The 17259-nt window shown below is 65.0% G+C and carries 11 protein-coding genes; 5 read left to right on the forward strand and 6 right to left on the reverse strand.

Annotation, left to right across the window (positions count from 1 at the left end):
• Window positions 1–263 precede the first annotated feature (263 nt).
• Window positions 264–944: a hypothetical protein gene (locus VIM26_RS26445; protein WP_331956318.1), complete on the forward strand. Its 681-nt coding sequence runs from the start codon at window positions 264–266 to the stop codon at window positions 942–944.
• A 122-nt stretch (window positions 945–1066) separates the two neighbouring features.
• Here the strand turns inward: VIM26_RS26445 and VIM26_RS26450 are convergent, their stop codons facing one another.
• From VIM26_RS26450 to VIM26_RS26475, 6 genes are all read right to left on the reverse strand, one after another.
• Window positions 1067–2185, reverse strand: a complete 1119-nt coding sequence (locus tag VIM26_RS26450; protein ID WP_331956319.1) for a hypothetical protein — start codon at window positions 2183–2185, stop codon at window positions 1067–1069.
• Window positions 2186–3542: 1357 nt separating this feature from the next.
• Window positions 3543–3995 (reverse strand): hypothetical protein, encoded by a 453-nt coding sequence (locus VIM26_RS26455; protein WP_331956320.1) that lies wholly within the window; start codon window positions 3993–3995, stop codon window positions 3543–3545.
• Between the two features lie 13 nt (window positions 3996–4008).
• On the reverse strand, window positions 4009–4914 hold the full coding sequence (locus VIM26_RS26460; protein ID WP_331956321.1) for a nucleotide-binding protein: 906 nt from the start codon (window positions 4912–4914) through the stop codon (window positions 4009–4011).
• A gap of 677 nt (window positions 4915–5591) precedes the next feature.
• Window positions 5592–6128, reverse strand: coding sequence for a hypothetical protein (locus VIM26_RS26465; RefSeq protein WP_331956322.1), 537 nt, complete (start codon window positions 6126–6128; stop codon window positions 5592–5594).
• Window positions 6129–6353: 225 nt separating this feature from the next.
• Window positions 6354–7496, reverse strand: coding sequence for a DUF4062 domain-containing protein (locus VIM26_RS26470; protein ID WP_331956323.1), 1143 nt, complete (start codon window positions 7494–7496; stop codon window positions 6354–6356).
• Between the two features lie 839 nt (window positions 7497–8335).
• Entirely contained in the window at window positions 8336–9673 is a 1338-nt protein-coding gene (locus tag VIM26_RS26475; protein ID WP_331956324.1) for a DNA cytosine methyltransferase, read from the reverse strand.
• Between VIM26_RS26475 and vsr the strand changes: the two genes are divergently transcribed.
• The 4 genes from vsr (at window position 9648) to VIM26_RS26495 (ending at window position 17256) form a co-directional block, all read left to right on the forward strand.
• Complete coding sequence (vsr, locus tag VIM26_RS26480) at window positions 9648–10031, forward strand: DNA mismatch endonuclease Vsr (protein WP_331956325.1); 384 nt, start codon at window positions 9648–9650, stop codon at window positions 10029–10031. The genes VIM26_RS26475 and vsr overlap by 26 nt on opposite strands.
• A 325-nt stretch (window positions 10032–10356) precedes the next feature.
• Window positions 10357–11022, forward strand: a complete 666-nt coding sequence (locus VIM26_RS26485; RefSeq protein ID WP_331956326.1) for a hypothetical protein — start codon at window positions 10357–10359, stop codon at window positions 11020–11022.
• A complete protein-coding gene (locus VIM26_RS26490) occupies window positions 11019–13802 on the forward strand; it encodes a DUF1156 domain-containing protein (RefSeq protein WP_331956327.1) in 2784 nt (927 codons plus the stop codon). The genes VIM26_RS26485 and VIM26_RS26490 overlap by 4 nt, the downstream gene beginning before the upstream one ends.
• Before the next feature lie 31 nt (window positions 13803–13833).
• Entirely contained in the window at window positions 13834–17256 is a 3423-nt protein-coding gene (locus tag VIM26_RS26495; RefSeq protein ID WP_331956328.1) for a Swt1 family HEPN domain-containing protein, read from the forward strand.
• Window positions 17257–17259: the final 3 nt, after the last annotated feature.

Below are 17259 nucleotides of genomic sequence, written 5' to 3' on the forward strand. Positions count from 1 at the left end.
ACCAAGCGACGGTCCTCCCATCCGGCCAAGGATTGAGGGAGGGCCGTTGCGCTTCGATGGACGTCATCACGCTCTCGTCGCCAACAAAAAAGGGCAACCCCGGCGGGCCGCCCAAAACGCATGATCACCCTCAGTGACGCCGACCCACCCCCACGTGGTCACCCACGGTGTCGCTCAACAACAGGCGTTGGTCTCGGCGTGTTCGAAGTGATGTCCGCGATGTTCCAGTTGAATTGCTCTCGCGCCGACGAGAGGAACTTCAGATGACGAAGAGGCGGGTGGCAGCGTCGCTGGTCGTCATCTTCGTCGCGGGAACTCTGTCGAGCACTGCGATCGACAACCTGGAACTACCGGCCCGTCTTCCACTTTTCGTGGCAGGTTCGATCGCTGCCTGGGCGGTGCTGGGGGCCTTGCGCGCAGCAGTGCCATCCGGTGCTGGGCGAGGTCCGCTGCTTCTGCTGGGTGTCGCTGCAGTAGTCGTCGCTTGGCAAGCCGAGGCCTGGTTGCCGATTCGCGAACTTCTCTTGCCGCTGGTACTAATTGCCGCTGCGGTTCTTCTCTCCGGCATTGCACGCGAGACGAGTCAGGTATCGAATGGTCCATACGCGATGAACTGTTGGTTTTGGACCGCCAGGCCGGTTGCATGGACTGGCCCGCTGACGCCGCGATTGTCGGCAAGTGTGGTAGCGGGGTCGGCAACTATTGATATGACGCAGGCATTCCTCAGTGGTGAGACCGAACTGAACCTCACTCTGGCCATTTCTCGTCTGACCATACTTATTCCGTCAGAATGGCCACTGGTCACATCTGGCCCGATCGCGGGATGGGGAGTAAGGGTCGAGGACGACGCCCCTGCTCAAGCCACGGATGCCGACCCTCCAATCATTGTTCACGTTCTAGGACTTTGCGGCGTCGTTGCCTTTCGTCGTTCAGGTTCTTCTTGAAGTGATGGGAGAACTGAGCCCCATCCGGGAGCTCGCCTCCGCATGACGCAGGCTCAAGCGCCGGGCGAGGCATCCGCGCCCGGGCCGGGGAAGTCGGGGAAGACGCGTCATTAACCGACCAATCAGGCTTCTCCCAAGTCGCCATCGTGCGCGACCGCGCCCGGACCGTCCGGCGTGCCTTGTGCCTGATCCGGGGCAACGTGCTCTTCGACCGGGATAGCTAATACTGGGTCCTGCGCAGTTGGTGCATGGGAATAGTCAAAAGGAAAGGCGTTGCCGCTGTTCTGAGTCCGACGCAGCGCCAGAAAGCTCGACAACTTGATGTTGTCTTCTTTTTCACGGGCCGGATCAGTTGGAAGGTCAAGATGAAGTCCAGTCATGAGATCAAATCTGTGAAGGTCGAACGCTGTCGCGAGCAGATCTCCGTGGAAACTTGCCGCCGTTTGCGCGCCCTGGTAAGCGAGTGCCGCTAGCAGCAGACAGAGTAAAGGCGTCAGTGCCCACCACCCATAAGCGAGCAGCGGAGTCGACGCGACGGCGGACATCAAGAACGAGACACAAAGAGCCGATGCGGTGTCTAGTTGCGTCAACATGTTGCCTAGCGCTCCGTCGAGCCGCGGTGAAAGAAAGTTTCGTAGGCGCGGATAGACGACATTTGTCGTTAAGCCGTATTGTTGCCCGGCACTGTCTTCAGAAGCTCGAAGATTATTGCCGAGCGAGGTAGGGAGGAGGCGTTCCGCAAGAGGCATATGGCCAGCTGTTCTGTTTGCTCGTTCGGCGTTAGCCACTATCCGGACGCTTCTCTTCCTGCGCTCGAACTGCTCAGATAGACTCGCGCTTTGATCGGCGTTGAGAGACAGAAGTTCAGCGCCAGCGATACGCATCGCATCGTCCGCAGCTGCGAGCCGACGACGTTGCAATTCAACGCCGATATCGCTAAGGCGTCTGGCCAGACGGCCGCTGCCCCAATAGCCCTCTAGAAGGCGCACCACTGCAACCTGAAATGGTGCCAGCACCACACCTATTAGCAAGACCGCGAAGGCGAACAGCACCGCGCCTCCAGTCGTGATTTCTTTGAGGTTCGGAATAGCTAGTCTTGGTTGAAACGAGCCGGTGTAAGCGCCCGATCTTACGAGGCCGATTACGAAGGCGCCGAAGACTGCGGGTGGCACGACGTTGACGAGGTTGAATCGATCTCCAAGCGCTTTGCCACCACTGCCTGCGATTGACGTCAGGGACACGGTTTCTAAACCTTAAGTCGCCGGCTTAGCCGGGATCGCTGGATCATTCGGTTCAAATCTCGACATCGCCGACTTAGCGTGCTTGCGAAGTGGCGCACTATCGGGGTGTCCGCCGTAGCATAAAACTGGCCTAGTCGGAAATCCGAGATAGTTGACCCTGTGCCCGCACTCAGCGCAACAAAGAACGATCGGGGGCGCCTCAACTGGGCCACGAGTCCAACCGTCGAAGCTGCTCATGTTGACTGCAGAGCTCGGGTAAACGGCACGATCGTTGCCTGTGGGCACAAGACCTCATCGTGCTTGTGGCCTACTCCCGGGTCATCGCCCATGGAACCGATCATGCTCCTCCCGCTCCGTTTGCGAAAGAGCACGGGTGCAACTGCGAAGCGCCGGCGGGCGGACCCCAACTTCAAGGTCGATGCCGCATGGAACGAGACAGTGTGGACTGGCGGCATCGATACAAGGCTCAGATCGTGAATCGAACCATGCCCTCGCTGCTACGTGACCTCGGCGGCGCTGCTCATTGGGTTGGCCCCGGCACGGTAAGCCGGTTGCAGCCGCGCCGCGGAACACAGACCGCCTGGCGCCGCCAGCGCGCCACGCGCCTGCACCCTCCCTATCGCACATTGGCGGGCGAGAACGTGCCCGTCGCTAGATGCATCTCCCGAGCGTGAACTTGCACACTGCCCACGTTGAGGTCGTCAACCGCTGGCTGTTGGCGGAGCCGAGTGCCGGGTACGCCGATTCAGTGGATGTCGGGCCTGCTCAAGTTCCATCGGCGCGCTCGGCGGCGGCGAGCTAATCAACAGGCGGGTCCGCTCTGGCGAGCAACCAAGGGGAACTCATCGGCGGGCACATCGGAGGGGTCAATTCCTGGTCCGTATCCGGCACCGACCAGCGACTGGCGGATGAGGACGGCACGGTCCGCATGGTCCTCGACGTAGACCGCCACGGGCATCGAGTCATTTCAAGCCCACAAGTTCCGCGCGCAGTCGGCCAACCGTCTACGGCTGAAAGCTTTCGGGCGAGGGCATGTCGCCCATCGTGGACCTGCCATGCGGACCGTGGGCCGCCGTCACGGAGGATCTGTATGACAACGTCTGTGCGTGCGGCGACCCCTCGTGTCGGTACTTCTCTTAGCCGGGAGGAAGGCGTCGGCGAGCGGAACGCGGTGCAGGTGCTCCACGGCGCCGACATCAAGTGGCCCGGACTGATGAGTTGCTCGGAAGCTTCTTGGGCCACAGGACAGCCAGGTCGTCGATCGCGAAGGATCCGTCGATCAGCGGCGAGTCTCCGTCGAAGAAGGAAAGCATCCCAAGTGACGGACGGCTATCCGCGCAGCCCAAGGCCTCCGTAGTCAGGTGCTGAATAGCGTGCCGCAGATCAGGCAGTACACGCGGGCCGCGTCCTCCTCGGGGACCTTGATCGGTTCACTCGGATGGCAGGGCGGCTCGACGATCATCATGTCGTCCGGCTCCGCGAGGGCGTCCGGTGCCTCGATGCCGAACGAGAATGAGCGGTTCGGCTTGAAACTCATCCCCTTAAAGGCGTCGGCAAGAATGTCCTGCGCGAACTGGTCGATCGCTGGTCCGCTGACGCCCTGCACATACTCGAGCTGGGCGGTGGTCCACCACGAGTCCGTAGGTGAGGCGACGCCGCAGAGCGGGCAGAAGTACTGATTGACGGCGTCGGCGTCGCCTTCCTCTTGGTTGAACCACTTGAACTCGCGCTCGCAGGTGGGGCATTCGCGGCGGAGGAAGCCGTCGGAATCCAGCGGCAGACTCACGGGGACTCGAATCTCATCGTTCACTCGCTCGATCTCCTCACCCGTTGGTGTCCAGGAAGACCTCCTGGATGACGCTCTCGCCTGCTTCGCTTCGCGCGCTGAGGCCGACATCGAACACGTCCACCTTCTCAGCACCGCCGAACGTGTGGCGGTAACTGATCACGTCGATCGTGACTGAACGTCCGCCGCCCGGGATCTTCGCGATCGGCTTGAAGTCGTTCAGCTGCAAGGAGGCATCGCCCGGCAGCGCGACGTCGACGTCGAACGCCGTCTCGGTGCCGCGATTGACGATCTGCAGCTTGCCGATCCGGTTCCCGCCCCTGTCGAAATACTTCAGGTCGAAGTCGATGGCCTTACGGGTGGTCGTATTGGATGGCAGCCGGCGGCCGAGCGGCAGTCTCTCGCCAGGCGGCGACGGCGCTGTGAAGTCGCCGGTCGTGTGCCAGTCCGTGCCCTTTAGGTCTACCTCGCAGCCAGCCGTTTCGAGGCGGGTGGCAAGTTCCTGACGATGGGCGACATCGTTGGAGAGCCGAACAGCGTGCCGTCCCGCTACATCACTGAATGGGCGGACCCGACCAACCTCGACGAGCACCGTGCGGCGCGGGTCGCGGCCGAGCGCCATGCCAGCCTCGAAGAGCACATTCGGGCGCGCCTGGGCTGCGGGCTTCGTCTCAGGATCGCTGTCACCGTGGCCGAACTGCGGCTGAAGATAGGCGATCTCATCCGGCGTCATCAGGACGACGATGGCGGCCGCACTGGAGAGCGCGGCGTCAAGCACCTGGCCGATATAGGGAGAACCTTCGCCAGTGAGTTGCAGGGCGTGACTCCACTCCATCGGGGAAAGATTGATGCTGCGCAGGAAGTCAAACATTGCCCTGCGGAGCGCCTCGTTGCATCCGTGCACAACAAAAACGGAACGTGCGTCGACGGCTGGTTCGGCCATGCCAACTCCTGCCCTGTCCAAGCACACGCCAAAGTCGACGATGCATCAGCAATAGCCTACGACCGAAGTACGACGCCACGAGGACGGTCGGCCCGGACGCACCGGTCCGAGATGTGCGGCGGACCAACGATCTGTGCTCTGAGCCAGACCCGCGAGTAGAGGCGGTTCGGGCTGACATTCCGCACATCTCGCACGGTCTATCTCGTTGATTTCGCGGGCTGTGTAGGCCCTGTGCTGCAGGCCGAGGAGGTCGAGGACATGCTGTTGCTGGGCAGTGAGTTCGGGCTCGTCGGGCTGGGTTCGCGCGCCGATACGATCCTGATGGTTTCGGGACACGGGAGTTGCGCTGACGTGGACGAAGAGGTTGCGCGCCTCGCGGACCGGGTTGCGTGTCCCGCGCTTGCACCCTCCCTATTGCACCTTGGCGGGCGAGAACTACCCCGTCCGCTTTCGCAACCGTTGAGCGGGGGAGTGCACGCTCCCCGTGTTGGTGGAGCGCTCGTGCACCTGGACGACCGGCCGTTCGCGCGATGCTTAACGACCGCTGTGTGACGGGTGGGGCCGTGGCAGCTGGTGCGGGATCGCCCCTGAACTTCAAAACCTGGCGAGGAGGTCAGGCCGCACTCGGCGACTCACGACGACAGGGAGTCCAAGCCGCGGCGGTCAGGGTTTGCGAATTAATCGCATTGGGCCTCGCCCGACTCGGCGGAGCCAAGCGGGTCGGGAGGTTCAGTGAGCAGGTCCGGGTACTTTGAGATGACACCATCACCGCGTCCGCTCTGAGCCTGGTGGCGCAAGTACTCCAGTGCGTCTCGCCGGGTCTGTTGTGAAGCCCGCGGATGATCGGCCGCCATAGTCAATTCCTGCAGCCACTCAGCGCGCTCGGGCCGATCCGCGTTGAGGATCCGGTTGACCATCCACACTGAAAGTGGCCCGGGCTTGCGCCGCAGGGAAGCCTTCAGCAGCAACTCGTAGGCCGGGCTTGTCGCTTCGAGGGCGTGGACGAGCGGACCTGGCGATCCCAGGTCCACGTGATCAAGCCGCTCCATCAGATCGAACAAGTCGTCGGCGCATTCGACCACAGTGCCGTCTTGCTGGAGCGCATCGCAGATGGACTGGAGTTCTACCCGGCCGGTTGACGCCTGCCGGTTGTCGTCGAAGTCGTTGGCGGTCAGCAATCGCAACCTCTGGCGCAGGCGTGCGGTGGGCGGCATCCCCCTCCATTCCACACGACTCGCGCCGTCGACTGCGGGCGATCGCTCATCGACCTGTCCAGACATGGTCGTGCTGCCCGGCCGCCGAACACCGCCACCCAAGTCGCTGGCGGGACGTTTCGGCGCCGTGCCACTCGAGCGCGGTCAGCGCGCGAGCCGTTGGTCGGTTGGGAAGCCATGGTGACATTGGCCGGGCGGGACTAGCGCGCTGGCGAGGGGACCCGGTCAGATGCCGGAGATCGTCCCCTCGACGGTCATCGGGTGTGGATCCGGTGCATCTAAGTAGGGGCTTTCTGGAGACCACGTGACACGGAGGTTGCGCCGGCCCTGCCGTTCGGGCCCAAGGATGAATGCATCGACGGTCGACGCAGCCCCGGTGGTGAGGAGGTGCTCGGTGATGAGAAGTTGCGCGACGGGCCGCGCGATTGTGTCGTCGAGTCCCAGACCTCGGATCGGCTCGAGGGGGTCGACCGGGTCCGGCAGGAAGTGCGGTTCACGCGAAGTGGCTGTCCCGAAGAGGCCATCTTCGAGCGTCTGGCGTGCGATGTCGTCCGCTGACATGCCGTTCATGCTGAAGCGCATCGACACGCCATGCTGCTCCTGGACCGTCAGGGTCAGCGATTCTTGATGGGTGGCGCTGGAGACGGTACGGCTCCCCAAGCCAGCGACCTGGACCCGTCGCGCGAGATGCGGGGCGGCGAAGGGCAGATCTCCGGAGCGGTGCTCGCGGAGCCGGTCAAGCTCGGCGTGGACGGCCTTGCTGCGCACGTCGGCGGCCACGGTGATGGAGCGGCCGTCGTAGTCAATCTGCCTGGCCCTAAAGACCGTGCGCCCCACGCGCACCCAGGGCGAAAGCTCCTGCGCGGCCAGGTCCCGCAGCCGTCGCTTCACTCTCTCGGTTAGGTCCGCCGGATCGGTCCAGCCGCTGGTCGTGTAGGAGTTGCGGGCACTGGCGATCAGGTCTCGCTGCCCGCCGTCCATCTCCGCGGTTCCTTCGGCATGGACAAACAGGCACAGACGTAGGCCGTATCTTTCGGCCTCGAGGAACTCGGCGTGCGTTGCTGAGTACCCATCGGGCATCCGCACCCCGTACCGCTCGCCCCACAGCCCGATGTACACCTGCGAGCTGTGCACGCCGGCGAGGTAGGCGCGGTCGGCGGGTACATCTTGAGCGCCGAGGTCGTCCTCGAACATCACCGTTGTGGCGCCGACGCTCACGATTGCGGCACGCACGGCGGCCCGCTCCGCGGGCATGTCGGTGATGAGGCTGGAGACGAACACCCGCCGCCCGGACGCCCACGCGCGTAGGTCTGCGTCGGTGACCTGGAGTGAGGCCGAACCCTGGTCGATGATCAGTGGTGCCGTCATGTGCGCCAGTTCACCACGACAAGCGGAGCGGCGACGGATCCGATCAGCTCGCAGCGCTCCATCCTGCTGGACTGAACAGTGGCGAGCCGACGTCGTGCTGCCTTGAGCCCGCACCGTCTAGCACGGGGCACCTCACGCCCAGACCTGCGCGCTTGCCCGCGCCGAAGGGGTGCCGGGCTTGCACCCTCCCTTTCGTACATTGGCGGGCGAGAACGTTGGAAGCGGAGAGTGCAGTGGGGGCAGCCCAGACGGTTCATGTCTCAAGTCATGACGGGGCCTTCGCGGCGATCCCAGCTGGTCGCTAGAATTCGTCCGAGAGTCTCTTGTCCGCTCGGCAGGCCTTTGGCGGCTCACGCTGAGCTTCGGGCGATCCAGTGGGGGAGAAGTCACGGGGCGTTAACGGGGGAAAAACCCTCGGTCCCGAGCGGACTCCCTCGTACTCGCTCGGATAGCCATCATCAACGAACGTGCAGGTCATCGGTCCTTTTCGGACACGCTCGGTTGCAGTCGGTCCCGCCCGAAACTGGAGGGATCTCTGCAGGGGGTCGCAGGTTCAAATCCTGTCAGCCCGACGGTATAACAGCAGGTCAGAGGGCCGGGACGCGCAAGCGGACCGGCCCTTCTTGCGTCCGGGTTGCCTAACGGATGGCCTAAGTACGCCCTGGACGAACATGGACATCGGTGCAGCTCGATGGATCGACGGAACTCCTCGCCAGTCCGCCTGTGCCGGAACGTCTTCCGGTCGGCTCCGGCCGAGAATGGGCGCACTCGACAGTCACACTCGCGCCCGGAGCAGCAGGCGGTCTCCGCTGGGCGAAGATGTGTGTGACGACCTCTAATCAGGCAGGTGCCGCACTACCCGTCGGAACCAGCGCCTGTCCTGCGGCCTCCGCCAGGACCTGCCCGATCGCGCGGCCCAGCGGTATCGGCACAGCGTTACCGATCTGTCGCGCGATGGATGTCTTCGACCCCACCCAGAGGTAGTCGCGCGGGAACCCCTGTAGCAGCGCGGCCTCCAGGTGCGTGATCGCTCGGTCGGCCTCGGGGTGCAGGTAGCGACCCTTCTCCGGCTTGAAGAACTCCGTTCGGACGGTCACCGACGGCGCATCCCAGTGGAGTCGACCCATCACGTCCGCTGACCCCGAATGGTGCTTGCGCCAGCACGGCGCAAGCAGGCCGTACGGGATGTCAAAGCGGTTCCCGCCCTCGGGGATATGACGGAAGCGCTCGAGCGAGACGGGCGAGTAGTTCCGACCCAGATGGAGTTCGGTCGTGCGGAAGGCACCCGGAAGGTCGAAACCCTCGAACATGACGCGGCGCTCGGGCAACTCCACCGAGTCCCACTCGTGGGCGACTCCGCGAAGAGCCTTGCGCACGGTGAGGTGGTCACCTCGATGTGTCGCCTTCGGCCAGTTCGGCGCTGGTAAGTCGCGCCGGTGCCCGATCAGCACCGCACGCTTACGTGCCTGGTAGGCGCCGTAGTCGGCGGCGTTGAGGACCTCGGCCCGGAACGTGTAGTCCTCGAGGATGCCCCCAGGCTCGATGGCCTCCTGGAACTGCGCGAACTGCGGGGACTTCATGAACGCCGCGACATTTTCAACGACGAAGTAGCGAGGCTTGGCTTTGGTGATCGTCCGTGCGTACTCGAGCCAGAGGGCGTTTCGGTCGTCCTCGACGTCCTGCTTGCCGAGGGTCGAGAAGCCTTGGCAGGGCGGACCTCCGATGATGACGTCAACCTCGGGGACTGTCGAGTCCAGGAGCCAGTCCTGGATCGGGCCGACGTAGACCTTGTCCTTGCCGTGGTTCTGCGCGTAGGTCGCGGCAGCAGCGACATCCATCTCGACAGCCCGAACCGTCGAGAATGAGCCGCCAGCGTTCAGGCCAGCCGAGAGGCCTCCTGCCCCGGCAAAGAGGTCGAGGACGGTCATCGCCGGCGCGGCAGGTGATGCTTCGGCCGCGTCGAGCGCGACTACCTGCGGAGTACGACGAGGGGTGCCCATGAGACGGAACGGTACGTGCTGCTCCTGACACCTCACCTGAGGCGCGCCGGCACGAGGCCGCTGGAGGACACTGGACAGGCGGACCATAGTCGACGGGAAGGACAAGGGATCGATGACCATGCGGCCAAGCACCGTCGGTGTATCCGCACGGATGTCGCGCCAGCGGCGCCGGGACACGGCGCCGGAGCTTCGCCTGCGCCGTGAGCTCCATCGCCGCGGCCTGCGCTTCGGGGTGGACCGCGCTTTGCCCGGACTGCCCCGCCGGCGTGCTGACATCGTGTTCTCGCGTGCCCGCATCGCGGTCTTCGTGGACGGTTGCTTCTGGCACTCGTGCCCGGAGCACGCCACTCACCCCGCGAGCAATGCGGATTGGTGGTGTGAGAAGTTGGCGAGGAACGTCGCCCGCGACCGCGAGACCGACGAGCGCCTGACATCGGCAGACTGGACCGTCCTTCGGTTCTGGGAGCACGCCGATCCCGTCGAAGCTGCGGACGCCGTCGAGGCCATGTGGCGCGCTGTGGTGGACCGCCGATAACCGCAGGTGACGGGGCGTGTCGGCGTTTCCAGATAGCCTTCCCCGGACGAGAGGCGTCGGGCAGGGGGGGCAAGCGGTTGTGTTGAGGTGGGACTGGGAGCCGCAGAGCCCTGCATGTGCGAATTTTGGCAACGCCAACCAGTGGACGGTCAACGCCGGTCTCACATCGTTAGCACGTGAGACTGCACAGAACTCGAACGATGCCCGCGTCGGGTCCGAGCCGGCTGACCTCGTCTACACGTTCATCCGCCTCACGGGCGAGCGACGTCGAGCGTTTGAGTCCGCCCTCCGCTGGGACGGCCAGCTCCTCCCGTACCTCGAAGCTATGCAGGCGTCGGCCAAGGGTGCCGTCGCGTCGGGCCAGTTCGTCGGCTGTCTCGAAGCACTTCATCGCTCCACGGCGCTCGTCCTGCGGCGCATCGCCGACCACGGCTGCCGAGGCCTCGCGGGGCCCGAGTTCGCCGACGACGGCCCCGACTTCGCGCCGGTGATCCGCGCCTTCATCCGACAGGACCTGCCGAACTCCTACCTGCACCGGCCGTTCGTCCGATGCAGGTCGCTCGCCCAGGCACTGCTCGACGTCGCCGCACCCGCGTGCCGGGAAACCTCCGTCTCGGCGGACCGGGTCAACGACTTCGCCCGGGCAGTGAACCTTGCGACCGCAGGCGCACCGCCGGAGGCCGAGGTCGGACACATCGCCGACGACGTCGTGGCCTACCTCGCGCGGGTGCACGAGCCCGCACTCGGCCCATTCGACCGGGAGACACTGCCAACGGGGCCCGCATGCCGCGACACCTCGGACGGTTCGCTGGATCGAGCATCCGCGATCGCGGCGCGATGCGCCGGTACGCGGCCGCACCACTCCGCGTTGCTGCCACGCCGACATGACCAACACGCCACGGGAGCCGGTCGCACAGTCGCGTCGGCACCTACCCTGACAACGATCACGAACGCAACTGGCCCATGGGCCAGGGAAGGACATACCAGGTGACGCAGACGCGGAAGCTGATCGAAGTCTCGCTGCCCCTGGACGACATCAACCGGGAGTCCGCGCGCGAGAAGTCGATCCGGCACGGTCACCCCTCCACGTTGCACCTGTGGTGGGCCCGACGCCCGCTCGCCGCAGCGCGGGCCGTGCTCTTCGCCCAGCTCGTTGACGACCCGTCGTCCCACCCGGACCAGTTCCCCACGGAAGCCGAACAGAAGGCCGAGCGCGAACGCCTGCACAGCATCATTCGGCGGCTCGTCAAGTGGGAGAACATCGGCGATGAGCGCCTACTTAGGGAAGCTCACGAAGAAATTCTCAAGTCCACGGGTGGAAACCCGCCCGCGATCCTCGACCCGTTCGCTGGCGGCGGGAGCATCCCGTTGGAGGCCCAGCGGCTCGGGCTTGAGGCGCACGCGAGCGACCTCAACCCGGTCGCAGTCCTCATCAACAAGGCGCTCATCGAAATCCCTCCGATCTTCGCCGAACGCCCGCCGGTGTTCCCCCGCGCCGCGGACTCGAAGCTGGGCGAGTGGCCGCGCGCCACCGGTCTCGCCGAGGACGTCCGACGCTACGGAGCGTGGATGCGTGACCGCGCCGAGGAGCGCATTGGGCACCTCTACCCGAAGGCCGTGCTCTACGACGGGTCCGAGGCGACGGTCATCGCCTGGATCTGGGCGCGGACAGTAACGTGCCCAAACCCGGCTTGCGGAATTCGGATGCCACTCGTGCGGTCGTGGTGGCTGGGAAAAAAGAAGGGCAAAGAGGCCTACGTCGTGCCCGAGATCGTTGCCGACACCAGCGCAACATCAGGGAGGCGCGTCGAGTACTCGATTGGACACAACGCGACCGGCGCACCGACCAAGGACGCTGACGGGACGGTCGGTCGAACGGGCGCTCTGTGCATCGCGTGCGGGACGGCGGTTGAACTGAAGTACATCCGAGTAGAGGGTTGCTCGGGCCGGATCGGGGTCGATCTGATGGCAGTCGTGGCCGAAGGGAGCCGCCAGCGGGTGTATCTCGCACCATCAGATGAGCACGCGAAGGCGGCGATGATCGAACGGCCACTCGACAGTGTCGACGGCTCCATTGGCTATTACCCTCGCGATATCAAGGCGCCGATCTACGGCATGACTGATTTCTCGGATCTCTTTACGAACCGACAACTGACGGCGTTGACCACGTTCAGCGATCTCATCGGCGAAGCGCGCGAGCAGGTGCTCGCCGACGCTCTTACCGCGGGCCAACCCGATGGCTCCCGCCTGGCCGATGGTGGAACCGCGGCCCTCGCTTACGCAGACGCCGTCGCAACCTACCTCAGCCTGAGCATGAGCAAGACAACAAACACCACCTCCGCAATAACAACCTGGATGAGTGATCGCGGAGCCTTTCGTGAGGTCTTTGCACGGCAGGCCATTCCCATGGCTTGGGACTTCGCCGAATCCAACATCCTTGGGTTCAGCGGCGGGAGTTTTGCAACGATCATCGACAAAGAATCGCAGGTCATCGCTGGACTTCCGATGGGATCACCTCGGGTCCTTCAGGCTGACGCTGCATCGAGGAACTACTCGGGTCTCGTCGTCTCGACCGACCCTCCTTACTACGACAACATCGGCTACTCCGACCTATCCGACTTCTTCTACGTGTGGCTAAGGCGCTCGCTGCGTCACGTCTACCCCGACTTGCTCTCGACCCTGCTTGTCCCCAAAGCTGAAGAGCTAGTCGCAAACCCATACCGACATGGTTCAAAGGTTGCGGCAGCCAATTTCTTTGAAGAAGGCTTCGAGAAGGTATTTTCTCTAGCCCGCAAATCGGCGAGCGACGACTTTCCAATCACGGTCTACTACGCGTTCAAGCAAGTGGAACAGACCGTGGATGGAAATACCTCAACCGGATGGTCCACAATTTTGGAAGGAATGATCCGGGCGGGATGGGCAATTACAGCAACGTGGCCCATGCGCACCGAGGGCGAGGGGCGCATGACCGCGAAGGACTCGAACGCCTTGGCTTCATCCATCGTCCTAGCTCTCCGCACACGTCATGAGACCGCCGCAGCCACCAATCGACGTGGATTCCTCTCGGCGCTCAAGGCCGAGTTGCCGAGAGCCCTCGCGGAGATGCAACAAGGCGCCATCGCCCCCGTCGACCTTGCCCAGGCAACGATCGGCCCAGGGATGGCGGTGTTCTCGCGGTACGCAGGCGTCGTCGAGGCCGATGGCTCACCGATGACCGTTCGCACAGCGCTTGCACTCATTAATCAGGCGCTCGATGAGGTGCTCGCGGAGCAGGACGGCGACCTCGACGCGGACAGCAGATTCTGCTTGCGCTGGTACACCCAGTTCGGCTGGAAGCCGGCAGATTTCGGTGCTGCCGAGAACATGGCCAACGCCCTCAACGTCCCGGTGAAGCGCCTCGAGGCGGGTGGGGTTCTCGTCGCACGAGAGGGTGTCGTCCGACTCATTCGGCCGGTTGACCTCCCCCAGCGATGGGACCCCGTCCACGACGACCGGATCTCCGTGTGGGAGGTCACCTGCCACATCGCTCGCACCCTCAGCACAGACGGGCTGGACGCCGCCGCTCGGCTTATGGCCGCCGCCGGGAGGAGGGTGGACTTGGAGTCCGTCCAGATGCTTGCCTATCGCATTTACGAGCTCGCCCAGCACAAGGACCGTGAGGACGCGGGACTTTTCAACGTCCTCGGCAGCGAGTGGGTCGCTCTCTCTGCGGCGGCCGCAGGCGTCGGCAACGCATCGTCCCAGGGCGACCTCGACCTCGGCTCCCTGTGACCGATCGACCACGAACGGAGAGGGACACACTGTGGCTCTGAGCAACAAAGAACAGGTGGGCGCCGGGCTCGACGTCCTCGCCGAGATCATGGAGCCCTTCGTTGCCAGAGTGCTCACTCCGCTCGTCCCCGAGGGGCATCCGTGGACAGTGCTGCTGTCGCTCAAGGACGAAACGCGCGGCCGGACGCGCCCGGACACCTATAACCCCCTCGATCTCCAGGTCCAGCTCCGGGTGATCAACGAGCGGCTCGGTGAGTTCGGCTTCCCGTTCGACGGGCAACTCTCTCGGGCGGAGCGCAACCTTGCTGCCGAATTGGTGGACGTCCGCAACAAGGTCGCGCACAACGAGTCCTTCGGCGCCGACGACGCCTACCGAGCGCTCGACACTGCCGAACGTCTGCTCCGAGCGATCGGTGCTACTCGTGAGGCCGACGGGGTCCGTAGCCGACGTCTCGATCTCCAGCGTGGCACCTATGAGAGCGAGACCCGCCGTGCCGCCCGGGCCTCGAACACCCCCGAGACGGCCGACGCGGAGCTTCCGTCGTGGCGCGAGGTCCTCCCGCCGCACCCCGATGTACAGAACGGCTCCTTTGCAGCCTCGGAGTTTGCGGCCGACCTTTACCGGGTGGCCGTCGACCCGGTGGGCACCGCTGCCGAGTACGCCGTGCCGGCCGAGTTCTTCCGGCGCACCTACCTCACGGAGGGGCTCAAGGACCTCTTGCTCCGAGCCTCCGCGCGGGTGTCCGGCGATACCAACGCCCAACCCGTCATCAACCTCCAGACCACGTTCGGCGGCGGCAAGACCCACTCCATGCTCGCCGTCTGGCACCTCTTCGCCGGGCACTCGCTCGCCGACTATCCGCAGGAGGTTCAGGACCTCCTCCGAGGCGCCGACCCCACGGGGATCGCGGTCCGTCGCGTCGCTCTCGTGGGCAACGAGATCGCTCCGGGTCAGCCAGTGACCAAGGACGATGGCACCGTCGTCAACACGTTCTGGGGCGAACTCGCCTGGCAGCTCGGCGGCCGCGCCGGATACGACCTGGTAGCCGAAGCGGACCGAACCGGCACCAACCCCGGGGCCGCGCTCCGCACGCTCCTGACCACCTACTCTCCCGCCATCATCCTCATCGACGAGTGGGTCGCCTACGCGCGTGGACTCTACGGCCGCACGGACCTGCCTGCCGGCGACTTCGAGACCCAGTTCACCTTCGCCCAGGCCCTCACCCAAGCCGTCGCCTCCGTTCCCGGCGCCCTGCTGCTCGTGTCCGTCCCGGCGAGCGACGTCCGTCGGGACGCTCCCGCCGAGGAGTCCGCCGAGATCCACGCGTCCGATCTGGAGATCGGCGGCGACCATGGACGCGAGGCTTTGCATCGGCTCGACAACATCGTGCGCCGGGTGGCCCACCAGTGGGCGCCAGCCTCGCGCGACGAGTCGTACGAGATCGTGCGGCGCCGGCTGTTCCGCGAACCCGACAACGCGGCGAGCGCTGCGATCAACGCCACGGCCCGCAGGTTCACGGACTTCTACCGCTCCCACGGCAACGAGTTCCCCGGTGGCGTCACAGAGCGGGAGTACGAGAACCGAATCCGTGCCGCCTACCCGATCCACCCTGAGCTTCTGGACCTGCTCTACAACGACTGGTCCACCCTGGAGCGCTTCCAGCGCACCCGCGGCGTGCTGCGCCTCATGAGCACCGTGGTCCACCAACTCTGGACGCGGCAGGACCCATCCCCGATGATCATGCCGGGCTCGGTCCCGCTCGACGCCGCCGGCGCTCGCAGCGAGGTCGTGCAGTACGTCGACCCGGGCTGGGCCGAGATCGTCCAACGGGACATCGACGGCGAAGACGCCGTCTCGCGCCAGGTCGATGTCGAGCGTCCGCTGCTCGGCCGACGTTCGGTGACGCTTCGCGTGGCACGCGCGGTGTTCCTCGATTCCGCACCGACCCTCGACGCTGCGCGCAAGGGCGTCGACCGCAAGCGGATCGCACTCGGAGTTGCGATGCCGGGGGACGTCGTCGGCAACTTCGCCTCTGCACTCGACGGATTGGTCAACACCTCCAGCCACCTCTTCCGCGACGGGGACCGCTACTGGTACGACACCCAGCCGTCTCTCAACAGACTCGCGTCCGAGCGTGCCCGCGACGTCACGCCCGAGAGAGTCGAGGACGAGGTGGTCGGCCGGCTACGTCGATCGGTGTCCGGTGCGACGCCTGAGTTCACTTCGATGGTCGTCGGCCCCGAGTCCACCGGTGATGTGGCGGACGACGAGGGGGCGCGGCTCGTGGTGCTTCGGCCCGGGTACCGCCACAACGGCAAGGACAAGGACAGCCGCGCGGCGAAGTTTGCTCTCGACCTTCTCCAGCACCGTGGGACGGCGCCTCGACTCCGGCCCAACACGATCGTCGCGCTCGCCGCGGACGACGCCAGATGGCGGGACCTCGAGTCAACCGTCCGCAGCCACCTTGCCTGGCGGTCGATCATGGAGGACATCGCCGGACTCGACCTCACGCAACAACGCGCCGACCAGGCACGCAAGCGCACCGAGGAGACCAGCCGCACCATCGACGATCAGATCGTCGCCACCTGGATCTGGGCGCTGCACGGAGTCCAGCTCAAGGCGGACGAAGCGCTCACGATCGGTCAGGTCAAGTGCGACGGCTCGGAGAAGCGCCTCGCCGTACGGGTCGGCACCAAGCTCGTGCGCGAGGACGCACTCATGACCCAGATCGCGCCGGCCGCACTGCACGTCTACCTCGGGAACGAGCTCCGCGCCCGGTGGAATCGCGGCTACGTCTCCGTCGGGGAGTTGTGGGACTACTGCACCCGCTACACGTACATGCCGCGGTTGCGCGACCGACGCGTCCTCACTGGAATGCTCGCCGACGTCCTGCACGACGCGGGTTGGGTGCAGCAGGGGTTCGCGCTGGCCACGACTTACGACGAGGCGACCGGCGAGTTCTCGGGGCTCGCTGTGCCGTTCGAGGACCTGGACTTCGGGCCAGTTCTTGACACCACCCTGCTCGTCCGGCCGGATCTTGCGACTCAGCAGCGGATCCGTGAGAAGGAGGAGCGGGCTCGACGCGCACGCGAGATCATGCCGGATCCCGCCGATGGCACGCCAGAGAGTTCAGGAAGTACACGCGGGTCCACCCGTCGAGCGGGCGAGAGCGGACTAGCCGACGAGCCGCGCCGAGTCCTCACCGCCGGCGCATACACCGGACGCTTTCTCCTCGAGGACCCGTCCGCCGAGATCGCGAGCAAGCTCGCCGAAGTCGGGCGGGAGGTCCTCAAGTTGCTCGCCGAAGCGCCTGGTCTCGACCTATTCGAGGTCACCCTCGAGGTCCGCGCGGAGACCTCGGACGGATTCTCGGAACAGACGCGGCGTGCAGTCCGCGAGAACAGCGAAACGCTACGTTTCGATGTCAGCCGATTCGACGACGTGGAGTACTGAGAC

The sequence above is a fragment of the Pengzhenrongella sp. genome (assembly GCF_036565025.1).
Lineage (GTDB): Bacteria > Actinomycetota > Actinomycetes > Actinomycetales > Cellulomonadaceae > Pengzhenrongella.